Source organism: Niallia sp. CD-39, from assembly GCF_059874745.1.
Window position 1 is genome coordinate 802,022 of sequence record NZ_JCBCPS010000001.1, and the last position, 16,748, is coordinate 818,769.

19 protein-coding genes are annotated in these 16,748 nt (G+C 37.2%); 2 read left to right on the forward strand and 17 right to left on the reverse strand.

The genetic code is table 11. From position 1 onward, the window contains the following. Nucleotides 1–2 precede the first annotated feature (2 nt). The 7 genes from AC6F34_RS04065 to AC6F34_RS04095 all read right to left on the reverse strand — a co-directional run bounded on the left by AC6F34_RS04065 (nt 3) and on the right by AC6F34_RS04095 (nt 5,693). Nucleotides 3–590, reverse strand: a complete 588-nt coding sequence (locus tag AC6F34_RS04065) for a nucleoside recognition domain-containing protein (protein ID WP_500769205.1) — start codon at nt 588–590, stop codon at nt 3–5. Next, nucleotides 583–1,737, reverse strand: coding sequence for a D-alanyl-D-alanine carboxypeptidase family protein (locus tag AC6F34_RS04070; protein WP_500769207.1), 1,155 nt, complete (start codon nt 1,735–1,737; stop codon nt 583–585). The genes AC6F34_RS04065 and AC6F34_RS04070 overlap by 8 nt, the downstream gene beginning before the upstream one ends. Nucleotides 1,738–2,090: 353 nt before the next feature. Then, nucleotides 2,091–2,981, reverse strand: a complete 891-nt coding sequence (locus AC6F34_RS04075; RefSeq protein ID WP_500769209.1) for a superoxide dismutase — start codon at nt 2,979–2,981, stop codon at nt 2,091–2,093. Nucleotides 2,982–3,213: 232 nt separating this feature from the next. Next, nucleotides 3,214–3,702: a YpuI family protein gene (locus AC6F34_RS04080; RefSeq protein ID WP_500769211.1), complete on the reverse strand. Its 489-nt coding sequence runs from the start codon at nt 3,700–3,702 to the stop codon at nt 3,214–3,216. A gap of 66 nt (nt 3,703–3,768) precedes the next feature. Then, nucleotides 3,769–4,182 carry a hypothetical protein gene (locus AC6F34_RS04085; RefSeq protein ID WP_500769213.1) on the reverse strand — a complete coding sequence of 138 codons (414 nt, stop codon included), beginning with the start codon at nt 4,180–4,182 and terminating at the stop codon, nt 3,769–3,771. A 172-nt stretch (nt 4,183–4,354) separates the two neighbouring features. Next, nucleotides 4,355–4,942 (reverse strand): SMC-Scp complex subunit ScpB, encoded by a 588-nt coding sequence (gene scpB, locus AC6F34_RS04090; RefSeq protein WP_500769215.1) that lies wholly within the window; start codon nt 4,940–4,942, stop codon nt 4,355–4,357. After that, complete coding sequence (locus tag AC6F34_RS04095) at nt 4,929–5,693, reverse strand: segregation/condensation protein A (RefSeq protein WP_500769217.1); 765 nt, start codon at nt 5,691–5,693, stop codon at nt 4,929–4,931. The genes scpB and AC6F34_RS04095 overlap by 14 nt, the downstream gene beginning before the upstream one ends. Before the next feature lie 250 nt (nt 5,694–5,943). Between AC6F34_RS04095 and AC6F34_RS04100 the strand changes: the two genes are divergently transcribed. Further along, on the forward strand, nt 5,944–6,450 hold the full coding sequence (locus tag AC6F34_RS04100; RefSeq protein WP_500770133.1) for a DUF309 domain-containing protein: 507 nt from the start codon (nt 5,944–5,946) through the stop codon (nt 6,448–6,450). A gap of 54 nt (nt 6,451–6,504) precedes the next feature. On the opposite strand, the gene AC6F34_RS04105 is transcribed toward AC6F34_RS04100, so the two are convergent. The 10 genes from AC6F34_RS04105 to AC6F34_RS04150 all read right to left on the reverse strand — a co-directional run bounded on the left by AC6F34_RS04105 (nt 6,505) and on the right by AC6F34_RS04150 (nt 15,819). Then, nucleotides 6,505–6,879 carry a GNAT family N-acetyltransferase gene (locus tag AC6F34_RS04105; RefSeq protein WP_500769219.1) on the reverse strand — a complete coding sequence of 125 codons (375 nt, stop codon included), beginning with the start codon at nt 6,877–6,879 and terminating at the stop codon, nt 6,505–6,507. Nucleotides 6,880–7,420: 541 nt separating this feature from the next. Continuing rightward, nucleotides 7,421–8,740, reverse strand: a complete 1,320-nt coding sequence (gene lysA, locus AC6F34_RS04110) for a diaminopimelate decarboxylase (protein ID WP_500769221.1) — start codon at nt 8,738–8,740, stop codon at nt 7,421–7,423. A gap of 101 nt (nt 8,741–8,841) precedes the next feature. After that, nucleotides 8,842–10,323, reverse strand: a complete 1,482-nt coding sequence (locus AC6F34_RS04115) for a spore germination protein (RefSeq protein WP_500769223.1) — start codon at nt 10,321–10,323, stop codon at nt 8,842–8,844. Then, nucleotides 10,320–10,886 (reverse strand): stage V sporulation protein SpoVABEA, encoded by a 567-nt coding sequence (gene spoVAEA / locus AC6F34_RS04120; protein ID WP_500769225.1) that lies wholly within the window; start codon nt 10,884–10,886, stop codon nt 10,320–10,322. The genes AC6F34_RS04115 and spoVAEA overlap by 4 nt, the downstream gene beginning before the upstream one ends. A 22-nt stretch (nt 10,887–10,908) precedes the next feature. Further along, complete coding sequence (locus AC6F34_RS04125; RefSeq protein ID WP_500769227.1) at nt 10,909–11,331, reverse strand: stage V sporulation protein AB; 423 nt, start codon at nt 11,329–11,331, stop codon at nt 10,909–10,911. Further along, nucleotides 11,321–11,941, reverse strand: a complete 621-nt coding sequence (locus tag AC6F34_RS04130) for a stage V sporulation protein AA (protein WP_500769229.1) — start codon at nt 11,939–11,941, stop codon at nt 11,321–11,323. Before AC6F34_RS04130 ends, AC6F34_RS04125 begins: the two co-directional genes overlap by 11 nt. Before the next feature lie 1,022 nt (nt 11,942–12,963). After that, nucleotides 12,964–13,722, reverse strand: a complete 759-nt coding sequence (gene sigF / locus AC6F34_RS04135) for an RNA polymerase sporulation sigma factor SigF (protein WP_500769231.1) — start codon at nt 13,720–13,722, stop codon at nt 12,964–12,966. A 13-nt stretch (nt 13,723–13,735) separates the two neighbouring features. Continuing rightward, a complete protein-coding gene (gene spoIIAB, locus AC6F34_RS04140; RefSeq protein ID WP_500769233.1) occupies nt 13,736–14,176 on the reverse strand; it encodes an anti-sigma F factor in 441 nt (146 codons plus the stop codon). Nucleotide 14,177: 1 nt separating this feature from the next. Then, nucleotides 14,178–14,528: an anti-sigma F factor antagonist gene (gene spoIIAA, locus AC6F34_RS04145; protein WP_500769235.1), complete on the reverse strand. Its 351-nt coding sequence runs from the start codon at nt 14,526–14,528 to the stop codon at nt 14,178–14,180. Nucleotides 14,529–14,652: 124 nt separating this feature from the next. Then, entirely contained in the window at nt 14,653–15,819 is a 1,167-nt protein-coding gene (locus tag AC6F34_RS04150) for a D-alanyl-D-alanine carboxypeptidase family protein (RefSeq protein ID WP_500769237.1), read from the reverse strand. A 181-nt stretch (nt 15,820–16,000) separates the two neighbouring features. Between AC6F34_RS04150 and AC6F34_RS04155 the strand changes: the two genes are divergently transcribed. Continuing rightward, nucleotides 16,001–16,699 carry a Type 1 glutamine amidotransferase-like domain-containing protein gene (locus AC6F34_RS04155; protein ID WP_500769239.1) on the forward strand — a complete coding sequence of 233 codons (699 nt, stop codon included), beginning with the start codon at nt 16,001–16,003 and terminating at the stop codon, nt 16,697–16,699. The last annotated feature ends 49 nt before the right edge of the window (nt 16,700–16,748 follow it).

A 16,748-nucleotide genomic window follows, 5' to 3' on the forward strand; every position in this document is an offset into this window, starting at 1 on the left:
CTTCACCCTTTCCGCATTCTTCGATAATAAAAGTAGCGGTCAATAAGGAGCGCAGCAATCGCGGACAATATCGTTGTAATCAATGTAGGTACAACAATATCAGTAGGTGAAACTGCCTCATAGTTCATCCGAATGGCTATGACCGTTGTAGGAATTAGTGTAATACTTGCGGTGTTAACTGCTAAAAATGTAACCATGGAACGACTCGCCTCGTTCGATCCCCCATTTAATTCTTTTAACTGTTCCATCGCTTTAATCCCAAGCGGTGTTGCTGCATTACCTAATCCAAATAAATTTGCCATCATATTTGATAAAATATATCCCATTGCTGGATGATCACTCGGTACTTCTGGAAAGATTCGTTTTACAATCGGTCGAAATAAGGCAGATAAAGCGTTTAACAAACCGGCATGCTCTGCAATCTTCATCATCCCGAGCCAAAACACAAGCACACTGATCAATCCGATGCACAGTGTTACTGCCTCTTTTGCTCCATTAAAAACAGCTTCATTTACTTCCGGCATCGTTCCATTAAACATGGCAAATACGATCCCGATGATTGTTAAAGCAACCCAGATTAAATTAACCATCTGCCTTCACACCTGCAATTTTTGTAAACAGTCCACGAAAGAGTTCATAAAACCCCTTTTTCTGTTCAACCTGCTCATGAGCATAATATATTGGCATCGTTTTAACTGCTTCATCCTGGAAATATACCGTTGCTTTTCCAACAATGTCAGGAACTTTACGCTCTTCATTCCATTCAGACTTCGGCTTTATTAAAGTATACTTAATCTCGAAGTCTTTTTTTTCTTCTTCCTTCACTGGATAGATATATTCATGTTCGAAAAATAACTTATTCTTATAAAAATCATCATCAATTCCCTTGAGCTTCCCCTCACCTAAAACCTCTACTTGTTGATATTCTGCAAATCCCGATTCATACAATCGAATATGATCATCCCAGTCACTTGAGCTCGGTAAATTTAATGTTACTGCAATCAAGTCAAGTTCATTTTTTGAAGCGGTCGTTACTAACGTTCGTTTAGCTCTTTTTGTATAGCCTGTTTTGCCACCGGTTGTGTATTTGTACAGTTGAGTAAGAAGGCGGTTTTTATTCGTCCATTCTCTGTCCCAAGCTTCTTCAGGATGAGGAGCCTTATGTACCTTTGTTCCTGCAATCTCTCGATACTGTTCATATTGCATGGCATAACGTGTAAGTGTCGCCATATCAAACGCAGTCGAATAGTGGTCTTCATGATCATCCAATCCATGCGGATTCTCAAAATGAGTATTTCTCATTCCGATTTCCTCTGCCTTTTGGTTCATTAAATAAACAAAGCCCTCTATGCTGCCACCAACATGCTCTGCAATTGCCACAGCTGCATCGTTTCCAGAACGTAGCATAAGCCCATACACAAGGTCTTCTAATTTGATTTTTTCACCTGAAACTAAATAAACAGATGATCCTTCAGCTCTAATTGCATTCGCACTTACAGTCACCACCTCATCCATTTGCTTCGATTCAACTGCTAAAACAGCAGTCATGATTTTCGTAATGCTCGCAATTCTCCGCTTTTCATGCGCATTCTTTTCAAACAGAACACGTCCGGTACTTTGCTCCATTAAAATTGCACTCGAAGCACTAACTGATACCGCATTAGCTTTTATTGGTTCAATGATGAATGATAAGAATAAACCAACTAAAATGACCTGTATCCATCTTTTTCGCTTCATTGCCACTACCCCGTCTCTGACTTTCGTTTGTACAAGTTTATGCAAGGCGTGTCCATATATGACAATGAGGTGAGGAACAACTAAAAAACCTTCCACTTGAAAAGAGGAAGGTTCAGACTGTCGACAAACGCTCGCATACGTCGTTGTTTGGCATCAAAGTCCCCTCATGAACCGTGTGTTCTATTCGGGTCTTCATTCGACCGCACGCATAGTCTGACAAGCGTTTTCAAGACATTCTGAGGGTTTCTCTTATTATAAAAAAGTACTACGAAAAAAATGTAGACAAAGTCGGAAATCGACTTTGTCTACAATCTCAACCTTCCACTAGAAAAGAGGAAGGTTCATCCTAAAGATTAATATGGTTGCCATTTTAATTCATATGCTTTTGCAAAACGGTTCTCAACATCTTTCCAATTAACAATATTCCACCACTGATCAACATATTTGTCTTTTTCATTTTCGTATTGTAAGTAGTAGGCATGCTCCCACACATCCAATACGAGTAATGGGATTGTATCTAATTGTGTAAAATCCATATGCTTTTCAACTTGGAGGATTTCGAGATGACGTGGTCTAGGTGCCCAAACTAGGATTGCCCATCCCCCACCTTCAACTTTCTTCGCCGCTTCAGAAAAGTGTTTTTTAAAGGCATCGAAGCTGCCAAAATATTTTTCTATTTCATGAAGCAGCCCGCCTGACGGCTTCCCTCCACCATTAGGCTTCATATTATTCCAGAAAATCGTGTGCAAATAATGACCAGATCCATTAAACGCTAACTCTCTCGACCAATGCTTCACAAGATCAAAGTCTTGTTTCTTCCGTGCTTCCTCAAGCTTTTTCTCTGCCTTATTCAAACCGTCTACATACGACTGATGATGTTTATCGTGATGAAGCTGCATGATACGTGTGCTAATATACGGTTCTAATGCAGAGTAATCATACGGTAAAGGGGGGAGGACATGTTTGCCCGCTTTAATGACCGGTTCCTGTACGGAAAAAATTGTCCCTAATTGCTGCCGATGCATAAAATAATGTTCCATTTCATCTTGAAGTGCTTCTGCTTGCTCTTGGATCAAAGCCATTTCAATTTGATCACTATTGTTTACATCGTCTAGTTGCTCCGAAAAGGTTTGCAGCTTCATTCGTAAATCATGATTTCTCTCAACCTGCTCACTATCTAGAAATTCGAATAGTTGATGACGCCACTGTTTGATATTTCTTAAATATTCCCGTTCTTCTGCCATGACCATTCTCCTTTGTATAAATTCCATCATTTCATACATATGTAACAACCGGTTGTCTATATCATGGAAATTTATAAACAAGAAAAAGAAAAGAGCATCAAACTAGAACGTAAAAACAGCATAGATTTTCAAGAAAACACTTCAGCTTTAAATCGTCTTAGAGACTTCTATACAATTCGTATTCTGCAAAAAAGACACCAAGGGAGTCCCTTAATGTCTTCATGTGATTTCTTTATTTTGATTGAATCATCTTCGTTCGATAATCTGTTTCATAATATTCAAGTTCTTCACGGATTTTTTGAAAATCTGCTTCAAGAGAGCGGAATAAAATCACAATACTTTCAGGTACGTCTTCATGGAATCGAATTGAATTTTTTCCCGTATATGCCGAACGGCTATTTTCATACCATACGTCCGTTTTCGGTGAGAAAAACTCCTCGATGCATTGATGATAAATACGGTACAATGTTTTTTCTGCAGCACTTTTCTGAAACGGCTCAGAATGTGTAATGATCTTACAAGTTTCTAAGCCTTCCTCGCAAAAAACTACGAGTTTCCGTATATTAGAAAGTAACCCTTTGTAATACATCTCGTTTCCACTTTTCTCTTCCATTAATCCTTTTAAAGTCGTATCATTTAGGAAATTTTCGAAAACTTCTACGCTGTTTCCTAAAAAATCCTTCACATCTTCCAATTGTGATACAACAATCGAATTACCCATATAAAAAGTGCACCCCCGAGTTATTTTAACAATCCAACCATCTCATTCGGTATGATCGGTCTCATTCTAATTTATGACAAAATCTAATGGCTTGCTTAGATGATAATCATTTTTTTGCGATAAAGTTTTAAAAACTTCTTCAAGCTTTTGTAAATCCATTAATCGGAAGTAAGAAGCGAACTCCTTTTTCGAATGGATGTATACGCGTTTTTGATGTTGAAAACCTGGATTTTTCAATAAAAATGTTAGTGCAACAATCTCTTTGAAGGAAATGTCGTTTCCATCGATCGAAAAGATCAGATCGTCTGGGAAAGGTGTAAATTCATGAATTGACTCTTCAAAATATCTAAGGTATAAGACCTGAAACGTTTTTTCGGTTCCATTTTCAGAATACACAACCTCACTCTTATTAAAAAAATCTTCAGAAGTATTTGGTTTTGCTTTTTGGCATTCAAATCCACTACATGCTTTAATAATCAAAAATACCCCTCCATATAAAGGAAATATCAACTGGTTAAAGCTTCTAGGTGAGATCATCATGCTGTGCTTGTATAAACTTATTCATTGTATATCGTTAATATTAATTATTCGAATACATATAACTTTCTGATACAATCATACCATAAATACCTCTAAAATGTTGATATTAAACTCATGTGTTCAAAGTTTCTTTAAACTTTTCAAAGAATAGATCGGCCTCTTCTTGGATAAATTCTTCATCCTGATCTTCAGAAAGGGAGGGAAGCTCATTCAAATCTTTTAAGCCAAAGTATTCCAAGAATTCTTTCGTTGTCCCATAAAGTATGGGACGACCAGTCCCCTCTGCCCTGCCAACCTCTTTAATGAGCACTTTGGAATTTAATGTGTGCAAGGGGCGTTCTGTTTTAACCCCACGAATCTCTTCTATTTCCGTTCTCGTAATCGGCTGTTTATACGCAATGATTGCCAATGTTTCTAAAGCAGCCTGAGACAAAGAAGTTGTCGTTGGTGATTCAACTAAGCGCTTCAAATAGATCGCATGTTCCTTCTTAGTTACTAGTTGAAAGGAATTCGCTAATTCAACAAGCATAATACCTCTGTTTTCATCATTCATGTAAGAAGACTTTAATTGTTCCATTATTTCTCTTGCCTTTACTGTGTCTACTTCTAGAACTTGGGAGATTTGCTTTAAGGATAGTCCCTCATCCCCAGCAGCAAATAATAAACTCTCCACGATGCCTTTCCAATTAACTAACTCCATTAATTTCCCCTCCAGTTGCTTCAACAAAAATTTCCGAGAAATTGCGATCCTGAAGGACGATTAACTCTTGTCTTTTCATTAACTCTAATACGGATAAAAACGTCACAACGATATGCTCTCTATCGTAATGAGGAAACAAATCATTAAAGCTCACTTTTCGCTTTTGTCCACGAACGAATTCCAACACTTCTGTCATCCGTTGTTCGATTGGAATTTCCTGCCTGGTTATTTTTGTTGATAACGGCTTCTGCAGTTTTTTTCGCCTCATTAACTTTTGAAATGCACCTAGCATATCATAAATTGTTACGTTTAAATCAAGCTTATCTGAAGAGGCTACTTTTGTATATTCCGATAGATCAGCTGGAGGTTTCGAATAAAATAAGCTTCTTTCTTCTTCTCTCTCTTTTAAATCTTCGGCAGCTTCTTTATACTTTTTATACTCAATTAACCGCTCTACTAATTCATCCCGAGGATCTTCTTCATAATCAAACCCATCCTCTTCCTCTAGCTCATCTTCATGCTTTGGCAATAACATCTTGCTTTTAATGGCTAATAGAGTTGCAGCCATCACCAAGTATTCACTTGCAACATCCAATTGAAGCTCCTTCATCGTATGTATATACAACAGATATTGTTCAGTAATCTCTGAAACAGGAATATCATATATATCAATTTCGAGTGTATGAATTAAATGCAATAATAAATCGAGTGGTCCTTCAAATGCATCAATTTTCACTTGATACTCTTTCATCTTTTAAACACCTATTCACAAATAGTATAGTATTCTAGCTATCCTCTAGTATAAATTAAAGTTTTTTGTTATCCAACAATTAATTCATCCCAATTACTAGGATTCATTTTACCTTTCGCATTTGGGCATCATTTTTTTCGTTTACAACGAAAACATCATCATTTTCCTAAATCAAGACTGTTTATGATACTATTTAATGTAAGCATATCTAAGACGAAAGGGGGGTTCAATTATTTATCCTAAACCCTATATTGAATACTTAGTTCACTTCCATGGAGATAGAGATTACTTCGAATGCCATGAATTACTTGAGGAACATTGGAAGGAAGTTGATCCTGCGAACAAAGAATCGACTTGGGTTGGATTGATCCAACTCGCTGTATCTTTTTACCATGAACGAAGAAACAATATTGCAGGTGCGATTCGAACACTTTCTAAATCAATTAGAATACAAGAAAAAGAACAATCTCATATCAATCAATTAGGATTAGATGCAAGACAGCTTCTACTTGATAGTAAAGAAAGACTTGATGTTCTCCTTAAAGGGAATTCTATGTACAAAAGCTACAATCTTCCAATTACAAATGATGTACTTTTAGAAGAATCAAAAAAGCTTTGTGAAAATAAGAATTTTATTTGGTGCGCACCGAGTAATCTTTCTCAGCTGGATATCATTCATCGACACTCTAGGCGTGATCGTTCACCCGTTATACAAGAAAGGTTAGCCGCATTGGATCGAAGACAAAACGATAAGTAAAGAAAAAACATGTAAACAAAGCTGAAGCAAGCTTTGTCTACATGTTTTTTTATGTTACTCACTAGCTTTTGTTGCTGTTAGTTCATTCATTTCACATTTATGAAAGAATGCCTCAGTAAGTTCTGATGCCGTTAAATGTTTACTTTCGTAAATTTCATTTAGCGTACGTATCATGTTCTTGCCGATTCCTGTATTACGATGCGATGGATTGACGGAAACATGTTGGATGATCACGTCATCTTCCACCAACTCCACACCTACCAACCCAATGATGTCTTCCTCTTCTTTCCACAAAAATAACTGGAGAGCAGGGTTCGACTCATACTCTTTCATTGTCTGCTGTAAATGTTTTAAGTCTTTTTCATTAGGCATAAAAGACAATAAACCCATTGCAATTTTTTCAAAGCTCTTCTTGTAACGAATTAACATATTAAATCCCTCATTAAAATGGAATAAATAATCCCTATTTATTCAGTCATTTTAGCATTATACATTACTATTTTTTCCGATTGAACATTATTTAAACCTGTTGGACTATTATATGTATCTTTCTTCGAATGGTTCAAGGGGTGTGGACAAAATGTTTAACCCCTATAAGACTTAGATGCCAATTTTTCTCATGATGTGTTTAAATGCTGCGATTAATTCATCAACCACTACTATGAATTCGAATGACCAGTGATTAACTGTTTGGAAAAACAAAATACCAATACACAAGTCCCCAACCTATACTAACTGCTAGTATGATGAAAAACAATAACCAATTTCTTCTTCTCATATCAACCTCTATTATGTTTTAACTTATTTTTCATTGTACACTATATTTAATTTTTGCGCCATTGAGTTCTTTGGCCCATTTCTTGTCATAGAGAAGGTTTCCATTTTCCCACCACAGTCGAAGGTAGTTTAAATCTATATCATGACAAAAGCTGAATACAAATTAGATTTGAATTCAGCTTAAAACCTGTACTTATCTTTTTACTCGCTCAAAATAATGCTGATCGAGTTTTATTAGGTCTTCATATGTTTCTCTTTTAATAACAAGCGTAGATTCTCCATCCTCAACAAACACAACGGCTGGGCGTGGTAAGCGGTTATAGTTATTAGCCATAGCATAGCCGTAGGCACCTGTACAAAAAACCGCTAAATAATTTTCTCCATCCACCTTCGGCAATGGTAAGTCCCAAATTAACATATCTCCGGTTTCACAGCATTTACCTGCAATTGAAACTGTCTCATCCACTGTTGCTAAAGGAAGGTTCGCATATACTGCTTCGTATTTAGCTTGATACAGTGCTGGGCGGATATTATCACTCATCCCACCATCAATTGATAAGTAATTTCGAACATTCGGAACCTCTTTTCGAGAACCTGTTTTGTAAAGAGTCGTTCCAGCATCCCCTACTAATGAACGTCCTGGTTCAATCCATATTTCAGGGATTTGCATATTGTATTGATTCGATTGTTTCATTACTTCTTCAATTATTTGTTCTACATATTCAGATGGTTTTATCGGTGTATCTTCATCAGTATAACGGATACCAAATCCTCCACCTAAATTTAGTACACTACTTTCAAAGCCTAGCTCTTCTTTCCATTCTTTTAGTTTCTCATATATTTTTTGCGCAGCAACAATAAAGCCTGTTGTTTCAAATATTTGTGAGCCTATGTGACAATGAATCCCTAGTACATTTAAATGCTCATAAGATATTGCTTGTTCTAGAGCAGCTTTTGCTTGACCATTTTGCAAATCAAAGCCGAACTTCGAGTCTTCTTGTCCAGTTAAAATATAGTCATGGGTATGTGCTTCAATTCCAGGAGTTACCCGTAATAATATGGACGTATTTACATTCATTTCTTCACATAGCTCTTGTAGCATTTCTAATTCAAGGAAATTATCTACAACAATGCAACCAATTTGACATTTCAATGCCATGGCTAGCTCTTCTCTGCTTTTATTATTTCCATGGAAATGGATCCGGTCAACTGGGAAGTCTGCAGCTAAAGCTGTAAATAATTCTCCACCTGAAACAACGTCAAGTGATAAACCTTCCTCTTCAATCAACTCAATCATTCCAATGCAAGAAAAAGCCTTACTTGCATAAGCGACCTGTGCATGAATTCCAAACTTTTCAAATGTTTGCTTAAACCCTCTAGCTCGCTCACGAATGAGCGCAACATCGTATACATATAGTGGTGTTCCATACTCTTTTACTAGATCAATTGTATCAACTCCACCTATTTCTAAATGCCCAATTTCATTTACCTTTGCTGTCCCGTGAAAATACATATATGAACCCCCAACCTAATTATCCGAATCCTTTAATCTGTTACAGTTTAAAATAATGTATCATAATTCGAAATAAGGGGCAATGAGCACTTTTATTAATCCTACTTAACTGGTTGACGATAACGATTTCTTGTATGGATAATACTTGGACGTATTTTCGAACCAGGTACAGATCTTCTTATTAGAATATGAAGGAATGCACCAGGATGAAACGGGATAAACGGCCATAGGTATGGGACTGTAAACGGCTTTAAGTTCGATAATGCAAGAATGTATACGAGCATTCCAATCATAAATCCAGGCACTTTAAAGATTGATACAATTACTAATAAAACTAAGCGCATTAGTTTATTTGCTATGCTTAATTCGTAGCTCGGTGTTGCAAATGTTCCAATAGCTGCAACCGAAATATACAAAATGACTTCTGGTACAAAAAATCCAACATCAATGGCAATTTGTCCAATTAACACAGCTGCTATTAGCCCCATCGCTGTAGACAATGGTGTTGGTGTATGGATTGAGGATATTCTTAAAAATTCGATTCCAAGATCGGCTAAAATTAATTGAAGGAGTACAGGAATATTCGTCTCTTCATTCGGACCAACAAACGCAATTCTTTCTGGTAACAACGATGGATCTAACACAAATAAAAACCATAATGGCACGAGGAAAACTGATGCAATTACCCCTAAAAATCGCACCCATCTTACAAAGGTACCAACAGCAGGTGATTGACGATACTCTTCAGCATGCTGCAAGTGATGAAAATACGTAGTTGGTGTAATCATTACACTTGGTGATGTATCAACAATAATAATGATATGTCCCTCTAATAGATGTGTTGCCGCAACATCTGCTCTTTCTGTATAGCGTACCAATGGAAACGGATTATACCCTTGCTTAAGAAGAAATTCTTCCACTGACTTATCGGCCATTGTGATCCCGTCAATTTTAATCGATTCTAACTCCTTCTTTATAATTTCAATTAAGTCTGGATCTGCGATTCCCTCGATATATCCGATCGAGACATCTGTTTTTGACCGCTCTCCTATTTGCATAATTTCAAAACGCAGGCGTTCGTCTCTTATTCTTCTTCTTGTTAGAGCGGTGTTAATGATGATGTTTTCAACATATCCATCACGTGATCCACGTACAACACGCTCTGTATCTGGCTCTTGTGGAGTTCTTCCGGGATAGCTTCTAACATCTACGACAAGTCCAGTACTAGCTCCTTCAACTACAACAACGATTAAACCAGAGAGGACTTGATCGACAAGCTCATCTAATGTGCTTATATTTTCTACAGATTGATGTACTAGACGGTTTTCAACGAGCTCAAACATATTGTTCGTATATCTCTCATGGTCATTGATTCCAACAAGCTCTTCGATCAGCTCAATGATAAATGCCGTATCCGTTAACCCGTTAATATAATATATATAGACATCCTTTTTTAATATTTTTAGTCTACGGACGCCTAGATCAAAGCTTGTTCCCAATCCAACATGCTTTTTCAAATATTCGTCAATTGCTTTTGGTGAAGTAGGAATCGGTTTTTTCTGTTCATTTTTTTGTTTTGTCAACGATATTCGCTCCTTTCAAGTATAAGCTCTACCGCTTTTAAAGTAATTGGACAGCCATGTTCAACATCATCCAATTTTCCCATTTTTCCTATATCCCCAATTCCAATCAAAATTGGAATCTGTAATTCATCTAAACAATAAACAGTATCTCCCGTTATTCTTCCTTCTTCTAATTCTGCGATACCACTTTTATCAACACCAAAATGTGTTAATTCTCCGAAACGATCAATGCTTACATGCACTCTTGTCCATTCTTCATGTCTAGTTTTTGAAGCTACAGCAATCGCTCCTAAAACTTGAACATTAGGATGGGTAGCAATATACTTTAGCGCCTTTTCTCCCGCTCCCTCTCCCACATATCCGCTATCGTCAAACATGACCAGGACTGGATCATTCTTTGCTTTTTCTATTAATTTTATTAGCTGTGGACCAGATATGTGAGAGGGGTTGCCATACGACTGAGAAATACAGCGGCCCCCTACTTTTTTTGCCGCATATTCAACCGCTTTCTTAGCATATTCATCACCATCCGTCACGATAATGATCTTTCGGCGGGTATTCATATTCTCATGTCCTTTCACATCTTTATAGGTCGACAAAGTAAATCCATTGATACAAGCTTCCTAACATTTTCCCAAAAACAAAAGCCATTATGAGTATCACAATCTTCTCTTCAATACCAATCCGCTTAGCTAAGATCGGAAAGACATTTAATACTTCTGTTAATGCCGCAGCAACCATTCCAACGAACACGCCATCTAATAATCCAATGGGCAGTAAAATTAGATTTGTAAAAGTGAATTTCGGGTCCCATAATGCTATTGCTGCACCTGTTACTACGCCTAGCACAACAGCCCATTCATAGAAGTGAATCATTTTCATTGATTTAGTTAATTGCATTAACCGTGGAATGATTCCTAGTACAGTTAAGAAAGCGACAAAGCCGCCTCCTATTGCTACACCACTTGCTAATCCAATAAATATGAGAATCACAATTTTAATGGTCATCAATGTTTTTCATGCTTTCTTTATTTTCTTTTATCGCTACGTAATGATCTAAATCTAATTGATAATTAAACATTTCTACCTCAAGCGGGCTCGGTTCATCATTGATTCGCTTTTTAAATAAATGGTTAAAAAACAGTATCATCCCAGCACCCAAGCCTATTGAATATGGGATTTGAAAAATCAGTGGTTTATCAACCTTTTCACCTGTCACAACCTGATAAATCTTTTGATGAACGTCTTTCATACTCACATCCTCATGAAAGTTCATAATGGTTAAAGCTGCTCCAAAAAAGAGCAGCAGCCAGACAAGTATAAACAGTGGATATGACATCTTCTTCTTCTGAACAACAACTTCAATAAGAATTTGAGCTGGGCCGATTACTTGTACATCACTATCTCTCCATTTTGAGGTGATTTTGGTTATAACCTGCATGACATCCATGACAATCATATGCTCATCTGCTTCTGTTACTTCATACATGACCAAGGAAGCAAGTTGCTCATAAATGGTATCATCGGTGATCAACTGTGCAACATCTTTTAAATAAACGACAGAATGCTGTTGCACTTGTAAGCGATGCCTTAAACGCAAATATATTGTGTGTCCCATTTTTGCCACTTCCTACTTCATCTTTTCCTTTATGATTTAGTATTAGTTGAAGATATTTACTTCATGAAAACCAATAATTTCATCTATTTCCATGACCGAACATTGCGTTGTATGATTGTGGATATCATGACAAATAATAGGGTGTTTCCTGAGGGCGTTTTTGGGGGTTATGAGGTGATAAAGGCAACTTTGATGCGATTGCGAGAGCATCTTGTTGCCTTCCGATAACTTTGAGACGTTTCTGACAACGATGAGACGTTTCCTACAGCTCTTCTTTACTTTCCGACAACTATGAGGCGTTCCTGACAGGTTTTCCTTACTTTCCGATAACTCCGAGGCGTTTCCGACAACTTTTAATTACTTTCCGATAACTTTGAGGTGATTCCGACAACTTTTCCTTACTTTCCGATAACTCTGAGGTGATTCCGACAACTTTTCCTTACTTTCCGATAACTCTAAGGCGATTCCGACAACTTCAATTGCTTTCCGATAACTCTAAGGTGATTCCAACAACTTTTGTATTCATATCAATAACTTTTAGTTGGATTTCAACACCCCGCAATCGAAATCAATAACTTTCAGCTTTATTTCAACAACTCGAAAATCGATATCAATAACTTTCAGCTTTATTTCAACAACACTCAATTAATATCAACAACTTTTTGCTTTATTTCAACAACCCGCAATCGATTTCAACAACTTTTTGCTTTATTTCAACAACACTCAATTAATATCAACAACTTTTTGCTTTATTTCAACAACCCGCAATCGATTTCAACAACTTTTTGCTTTATTTCAACAACACTCAATTAATATCAACAACTTTTTGCTTTATTTCAACAACCCGCAATCGATTTCAACAACTTTTTGCTTTATTTCAACAACCCGCAATCGATTTCAACAACTTTTTGCTTTATTTCAACAACTCGCAATCGATTTCAACAACTTCTATCTTTTTAACAACTCCAACCTTTAGAAATTGAACATACATCTACTATTACTAATAAAAAAACTCGTATGAACTAAAGTTCCATACGAGCTTTCATTTCTTTTAATATTTTCTTTTCAAGCCGAGAAACTTGGACCTGTGAAATTCCTAGTCTCTCTGCTACTTCAGATTGTGTTTGGTCTTTGTAATACCTCAGATAGACAATGAGTCGTTCTCGTTCATCTAGATCGTTGATGGCTTCTTTTAAGGCAATTTTGTCAAACCACTTACCTTCGTTGCCATCATCGATCTGATCGAGTAAAGTAATTGGATCTCCATCGTTTTCATACACGGTTTCATGAATAGATGTTGGAATTCTTCCTGCATCTTGTGCAAGGATGACGTCCTCAACTGGAATATCCAAATGCTCTGCAAGCTCTGCAACGGTTGGGTTTTTACCAAGATTTTTTGACAATTCATCTTTGGCTTTGCGAATTTTATTGCCAAGCTCTTTTAATGATCGACTCACTTTAACTGTTCCGTCATCACGAATGAATCGTTGAATTTCTCCAATGATCATTGGAACAGCATATGTGGAGAATTTTACATCATAGGATAAATCGAATTTATCAACAGACTTTAACAGCCCGATACAACCAATTTGAAACAAATCATCCGGCTCGTATCCTCGATTCAAAAAACGTTGTACGACTGACCAAACGAGACGCATATTTTTCTGTACAATTAAATCTCTTGAAGCCTGGTCTCCCTTTTGGCTTTTTTGGATTAGCTCCTTGACTTCATGATCCTTTAAATATGCTTTCGTATTATCAGATTTAACCTCCACATCCATAAGCAGAACTCCCTTAATTACATAGCATTTTACTATTTGATAAATGCTTTTTCAGACGGATTTCTGTGCCTTTACCTGGTTGTGATTTCACTTCAATTTCGTCCATAAAGTTTTCCATAATGGTGAAGCCCATTCCTGAGCGTTCTAATTCTGGCTTTGTAGTAAACAATGGCTGCCTCGCCTCATTGATATCTTCCATACCGAAACCTTCATCCTTGATGAGCAAATCGATCAAGCCTTCCTCTATTGAAACTTCAATATGGATTTTCCCACTTGAATCATTCTCATAGCCGTGAATAATGGAATTCGTCACAGCTTCTGATACAACCGTTTTGATCTCAGTTAATTCATCCATCGTTGGGTCTAATTGGGCAATAAACGCAGCAACAGTTACACGAGCAAATGATTCATTCTGACTTAGGGCACTAAATTGAATCTTCATTTCGTTTTTCATGCTACGCAACCCCCAATCGATGCAATGCATTTTCTTCTGAAGGCTCTTGACGAATAATTTTAAACATTCCAGACATATCGAATAATCGATGCACCGCTGGAGAAATCGCGCATACGACCATTTCTCCATGCACTTGCTTTATTTGTTTATATCGCCCTAAAATGACCCCCAAACCAGAGCTATCCATAAAGGACAACTGCTCTAAATTTAGAATGATGTGGCGAATATCCTCAGTTTCAATGACTGTTGACGCTTGAGTACGAAGCTCATCGGCAGTATGGTGATCCAATTCACCAAATAGTCGAATGCACAGCACGTCATGTTTCACTTCTAATTCGATCTTCAGACTCACACTCATAGCCTCCTTATTATTCAGCATAGTAGCTTTTATAAGGAGACAATTTCGATATGATGAAAACCAAATCCTTCATCAAGACAAAACTAGTGAAAATTCGCTAAAAAAATCAGTGATATTTTTAGCTAGCCTTCGTAAACATGCCCATAGAACGCTTAAACAATTGCCACCAGCTTGCTTGGTGGATATCCTTCTTGGCTACAAGTTGGCTTTCAACAATTCGTTCTCCATCTTTTTCAAACGTAATTGTTCCCACTCGATCTCCTTTTGTTATAGGAGCCTTAATGTCTTTATTTAGCGTTATCTTTTGCTTCACATCATCGATTTTTTCGCCTTTTTTCGTAAGTAATGAAATTGATTCGCTTGTGACAACATCTACCTTTTTCGCTTCACCTTTGCTCACATCCACTTTCCCTAACACATGATCTTTCTTATAAACTGGATGTGTCGCGTATTGACTAAATGCAAAATCGAGCATCTTCGTTACTTGTGCATTTCGTTCTTTAGAGGTTGGCGCTCCAAAGACGACCGCAATCACACGCATACCATTCTTTTCTGCTGTTGCTGTTAAACAATATTTCGCTTCATGTGTAAACCCTGTTTTTAATCCATCTACGCCTGGATAGAAGCGAACCAATTTATTTGTATTAACGAGCCAAAATTTCTTATCTGTATTTTCACGTAAATATGCTTCATATGTTCCGGTGAACTTTGTAATGTCTTCATATTTTAATAATTCTTTTGCCATGATCGCCATATCTTTTGCTGAACTAACATGCCCTTCTTCAGACAAGCCAGTTGGGTTTTTAAACATAGTATTCTTCAATCCTAATTCTTTTGCTTTTGCATTCATTTGCTCGACGAATGCTTCCTCAGAACCTGCGATATGTTCTGCCATCGCTACAGATGCATCATTTCCTGATCCAATCGCAATTCCTTGCAACATTTGTAAGGTGGTCATTTCCTCACCTGGTTCAAGGAAAATTTGTGAACCTCCCATGGACGCTGCATATTCACTTGTGCGAATGGTGTCATCCATTTTCAGCTTTCCTTGCTCAATCGCTTCCATAATGAGTAGCATCGTCATCACTTTTGTCATACTTGCAGGCGGCAGTTGCTCATCGCTGTTATTATCGTAGAGAACCTCTCCTGTATCACGTTCAATAAGAATTGCTGATCGAACATTATCCGCGAGTTCATTTGTCTCAGACTCTCTTGCTAAACCTTGCGGCAGAAAGGAACCAAGTGCAAGTAGAAAAACGAGTAAAGATAAACTTATTTTTTTCATATTTAAAACCCCTCCTACAAGACTTCCGTGTATAGAAATCATCACAACTTGAGTCGTTCAGATTCATATAGATTCCATCCTTTCCATTACAAGGGAATTTATACGTTTAATTTATTGCTTTCAAAAAGGAAATAGATTGGATTTTGTCGAATGGGTAAAAAAACATCGAGGAGGTGCTTTTATGAGGCAAATTATCGCAATGGGTGGCGGAGGATTTTCAATGGAACCAGAAAATCCACTATTAGACAAGTACATACTAGAACAATCCACAAAAAAGAAACCGAAAGTATGCTTTATACCAACTGCAAGTGGAGACGCAGAAAACTATATTGAGAGATTTTACAATGGTTTTAAAAATCACTCTTGTGAAGCAAGTCATTTATCCTTATTCCAACCAAATTTTGACGAATTAGAAGAATTTATTTTTTCTCAAGATATTCTATATGTTGGTGGTGGCAATACAAGGAATATGCTTGTTTTGTGGAAGGAGTGGGGGCTCGACTCTATTTTGCAAAAGGCATACAATCGTGGAATTATTCTTACTGGGTTAAGCGCTGGTGCAATTTGTTGGTTTGAAGAAGGAGTAACTGACCCGCTGAATGCACCACTGTATAAATTAAATGGCTTAAGCCTTATCAAGGGAAGTTGCTGCCCTCATTATGATGGAGAGGGTGAACGGAGGCCGTCGTTTCACCGCTTACTATTAAGCGGGGAAATGAAGGAGGGCTTTGCAGTAGATGATAGTGCTGCGCTTCATTTTGTTAACGAACAATTATTGCGCATCGTTTGCTCTAAAGAAGAAGCAAATGCCTATTTTGTACATAAGATGGACGGAAAAGTGGAAGAAGAAACACTCCCGATGACTTATTTAGGGAGATAATCCACTGATTCTAAACAATAACCTTATAAATAAAAAATACCCCGTAAAT

Bases quoted from the DNA above. Each gene is read 5' to 3' on its own strand.
- AC6F34_RS04065 (WP_500769205.1), bottom strand. From the start codon at position 590: ATGGTTAATTTAATCTGGGTTGCTTTAACAATCATCGGGATCGTATTT.
- AC6F34_RS04070 (WP_500769207.1), bottom strand. From the start codon at position 1,737: ATGAAGCGAAAAAGATGGATACAGGTCATTTTAGTTGGTTTATTCTTA.
- AC6F34_RS04075 (WP_500769209.1), bottom strand. From the start codon at position 2,981: ATGGCAGAAGAACGGGAATATTTAAGAAATATCAAACAGTGGCGTCAT.
- AC6F34_RS04080 (WP_500769211.1), bottom strand. From the start codon at position 3,702: ATGGGTAATTCGATTGTTGTATCACAATTGGAAGATGTGAAGGATTTT.
- scpB (WP_500769215.1), bottom strand. From the start codon at position 4,942: ATGGAGTTAGTTAATTGGAAAGGCATCGTGGAGAGTTTATTATTTGCT.
- AC6F34_RS04095 (WP_500769217.1), bottom strand. From the start codon at position 5,693: ATGAAAGAGTATCAAGTGAAAATTGATGCATTTGAAGGACCACTCGAT.
- AC6F34_RS04105 (WP_500769219.1), bottom strand. From the start codon at position 6,879: ATGTTAATTCGTTACAAGAAGAGCTTTGAAAAAATTGCAATGGGTTTA.
- lysA (WP_500769221.1), bottom strand. From the start codon at position 8,740: ATGTATTTTCACGGGACAGCAAAGGTAAATGAAATTGGGCATTTAGAA.
- spoVAEA (WP_500769225.1), bottom strand. From the start codon at position 10,886: ATGAATACCCGCCGAAAGATCATTATCGTGACGGATGGTGATGAATAT.
- AC6F34_RS04125 (WP_500769227.1), bottom strand. From the start codon at position 11,331: ATGACCATTAAAATTGTGATTCTCATATTTATTGGATTAGCAAGTGGT.
- AC6F34_RS04130 (WP_500769229.1), bottom strand. From the start codon at position 11,941: ATGGGACACACAATATATTTGCGTTTAAGGCATCGCTTACAAGTGCAA.
- sigF (WP_500769231.1), bottom strand. From the start codon at position 13,722: ATGGATGTGGAGGTTAAATCTGATAATACGAAAGCATATTTAAAGGAT.
- spoIIAB (WP_500769233.1), bottom strand. From the start codon at position 14,176: ATGAAAAACGAAATGAAGATTCAATTTAGTGCCCTAAGTCAGAATGAA.
- AC6F34_RS04150 (WP_500769237.1), bottom strand. From the start codon at position 15,819: ATGAAAAAAATAAGTTTATCTTTACTCGTTTTTCTACTTGCACTTGGT.
- AC6F34_RS04155 (WP_500769239.1), top strand. From the start codon at position 16,001: ATGAGGCAAATTATCGCAATGGGTGGCGGAGGATTTTCAATGGAACCA.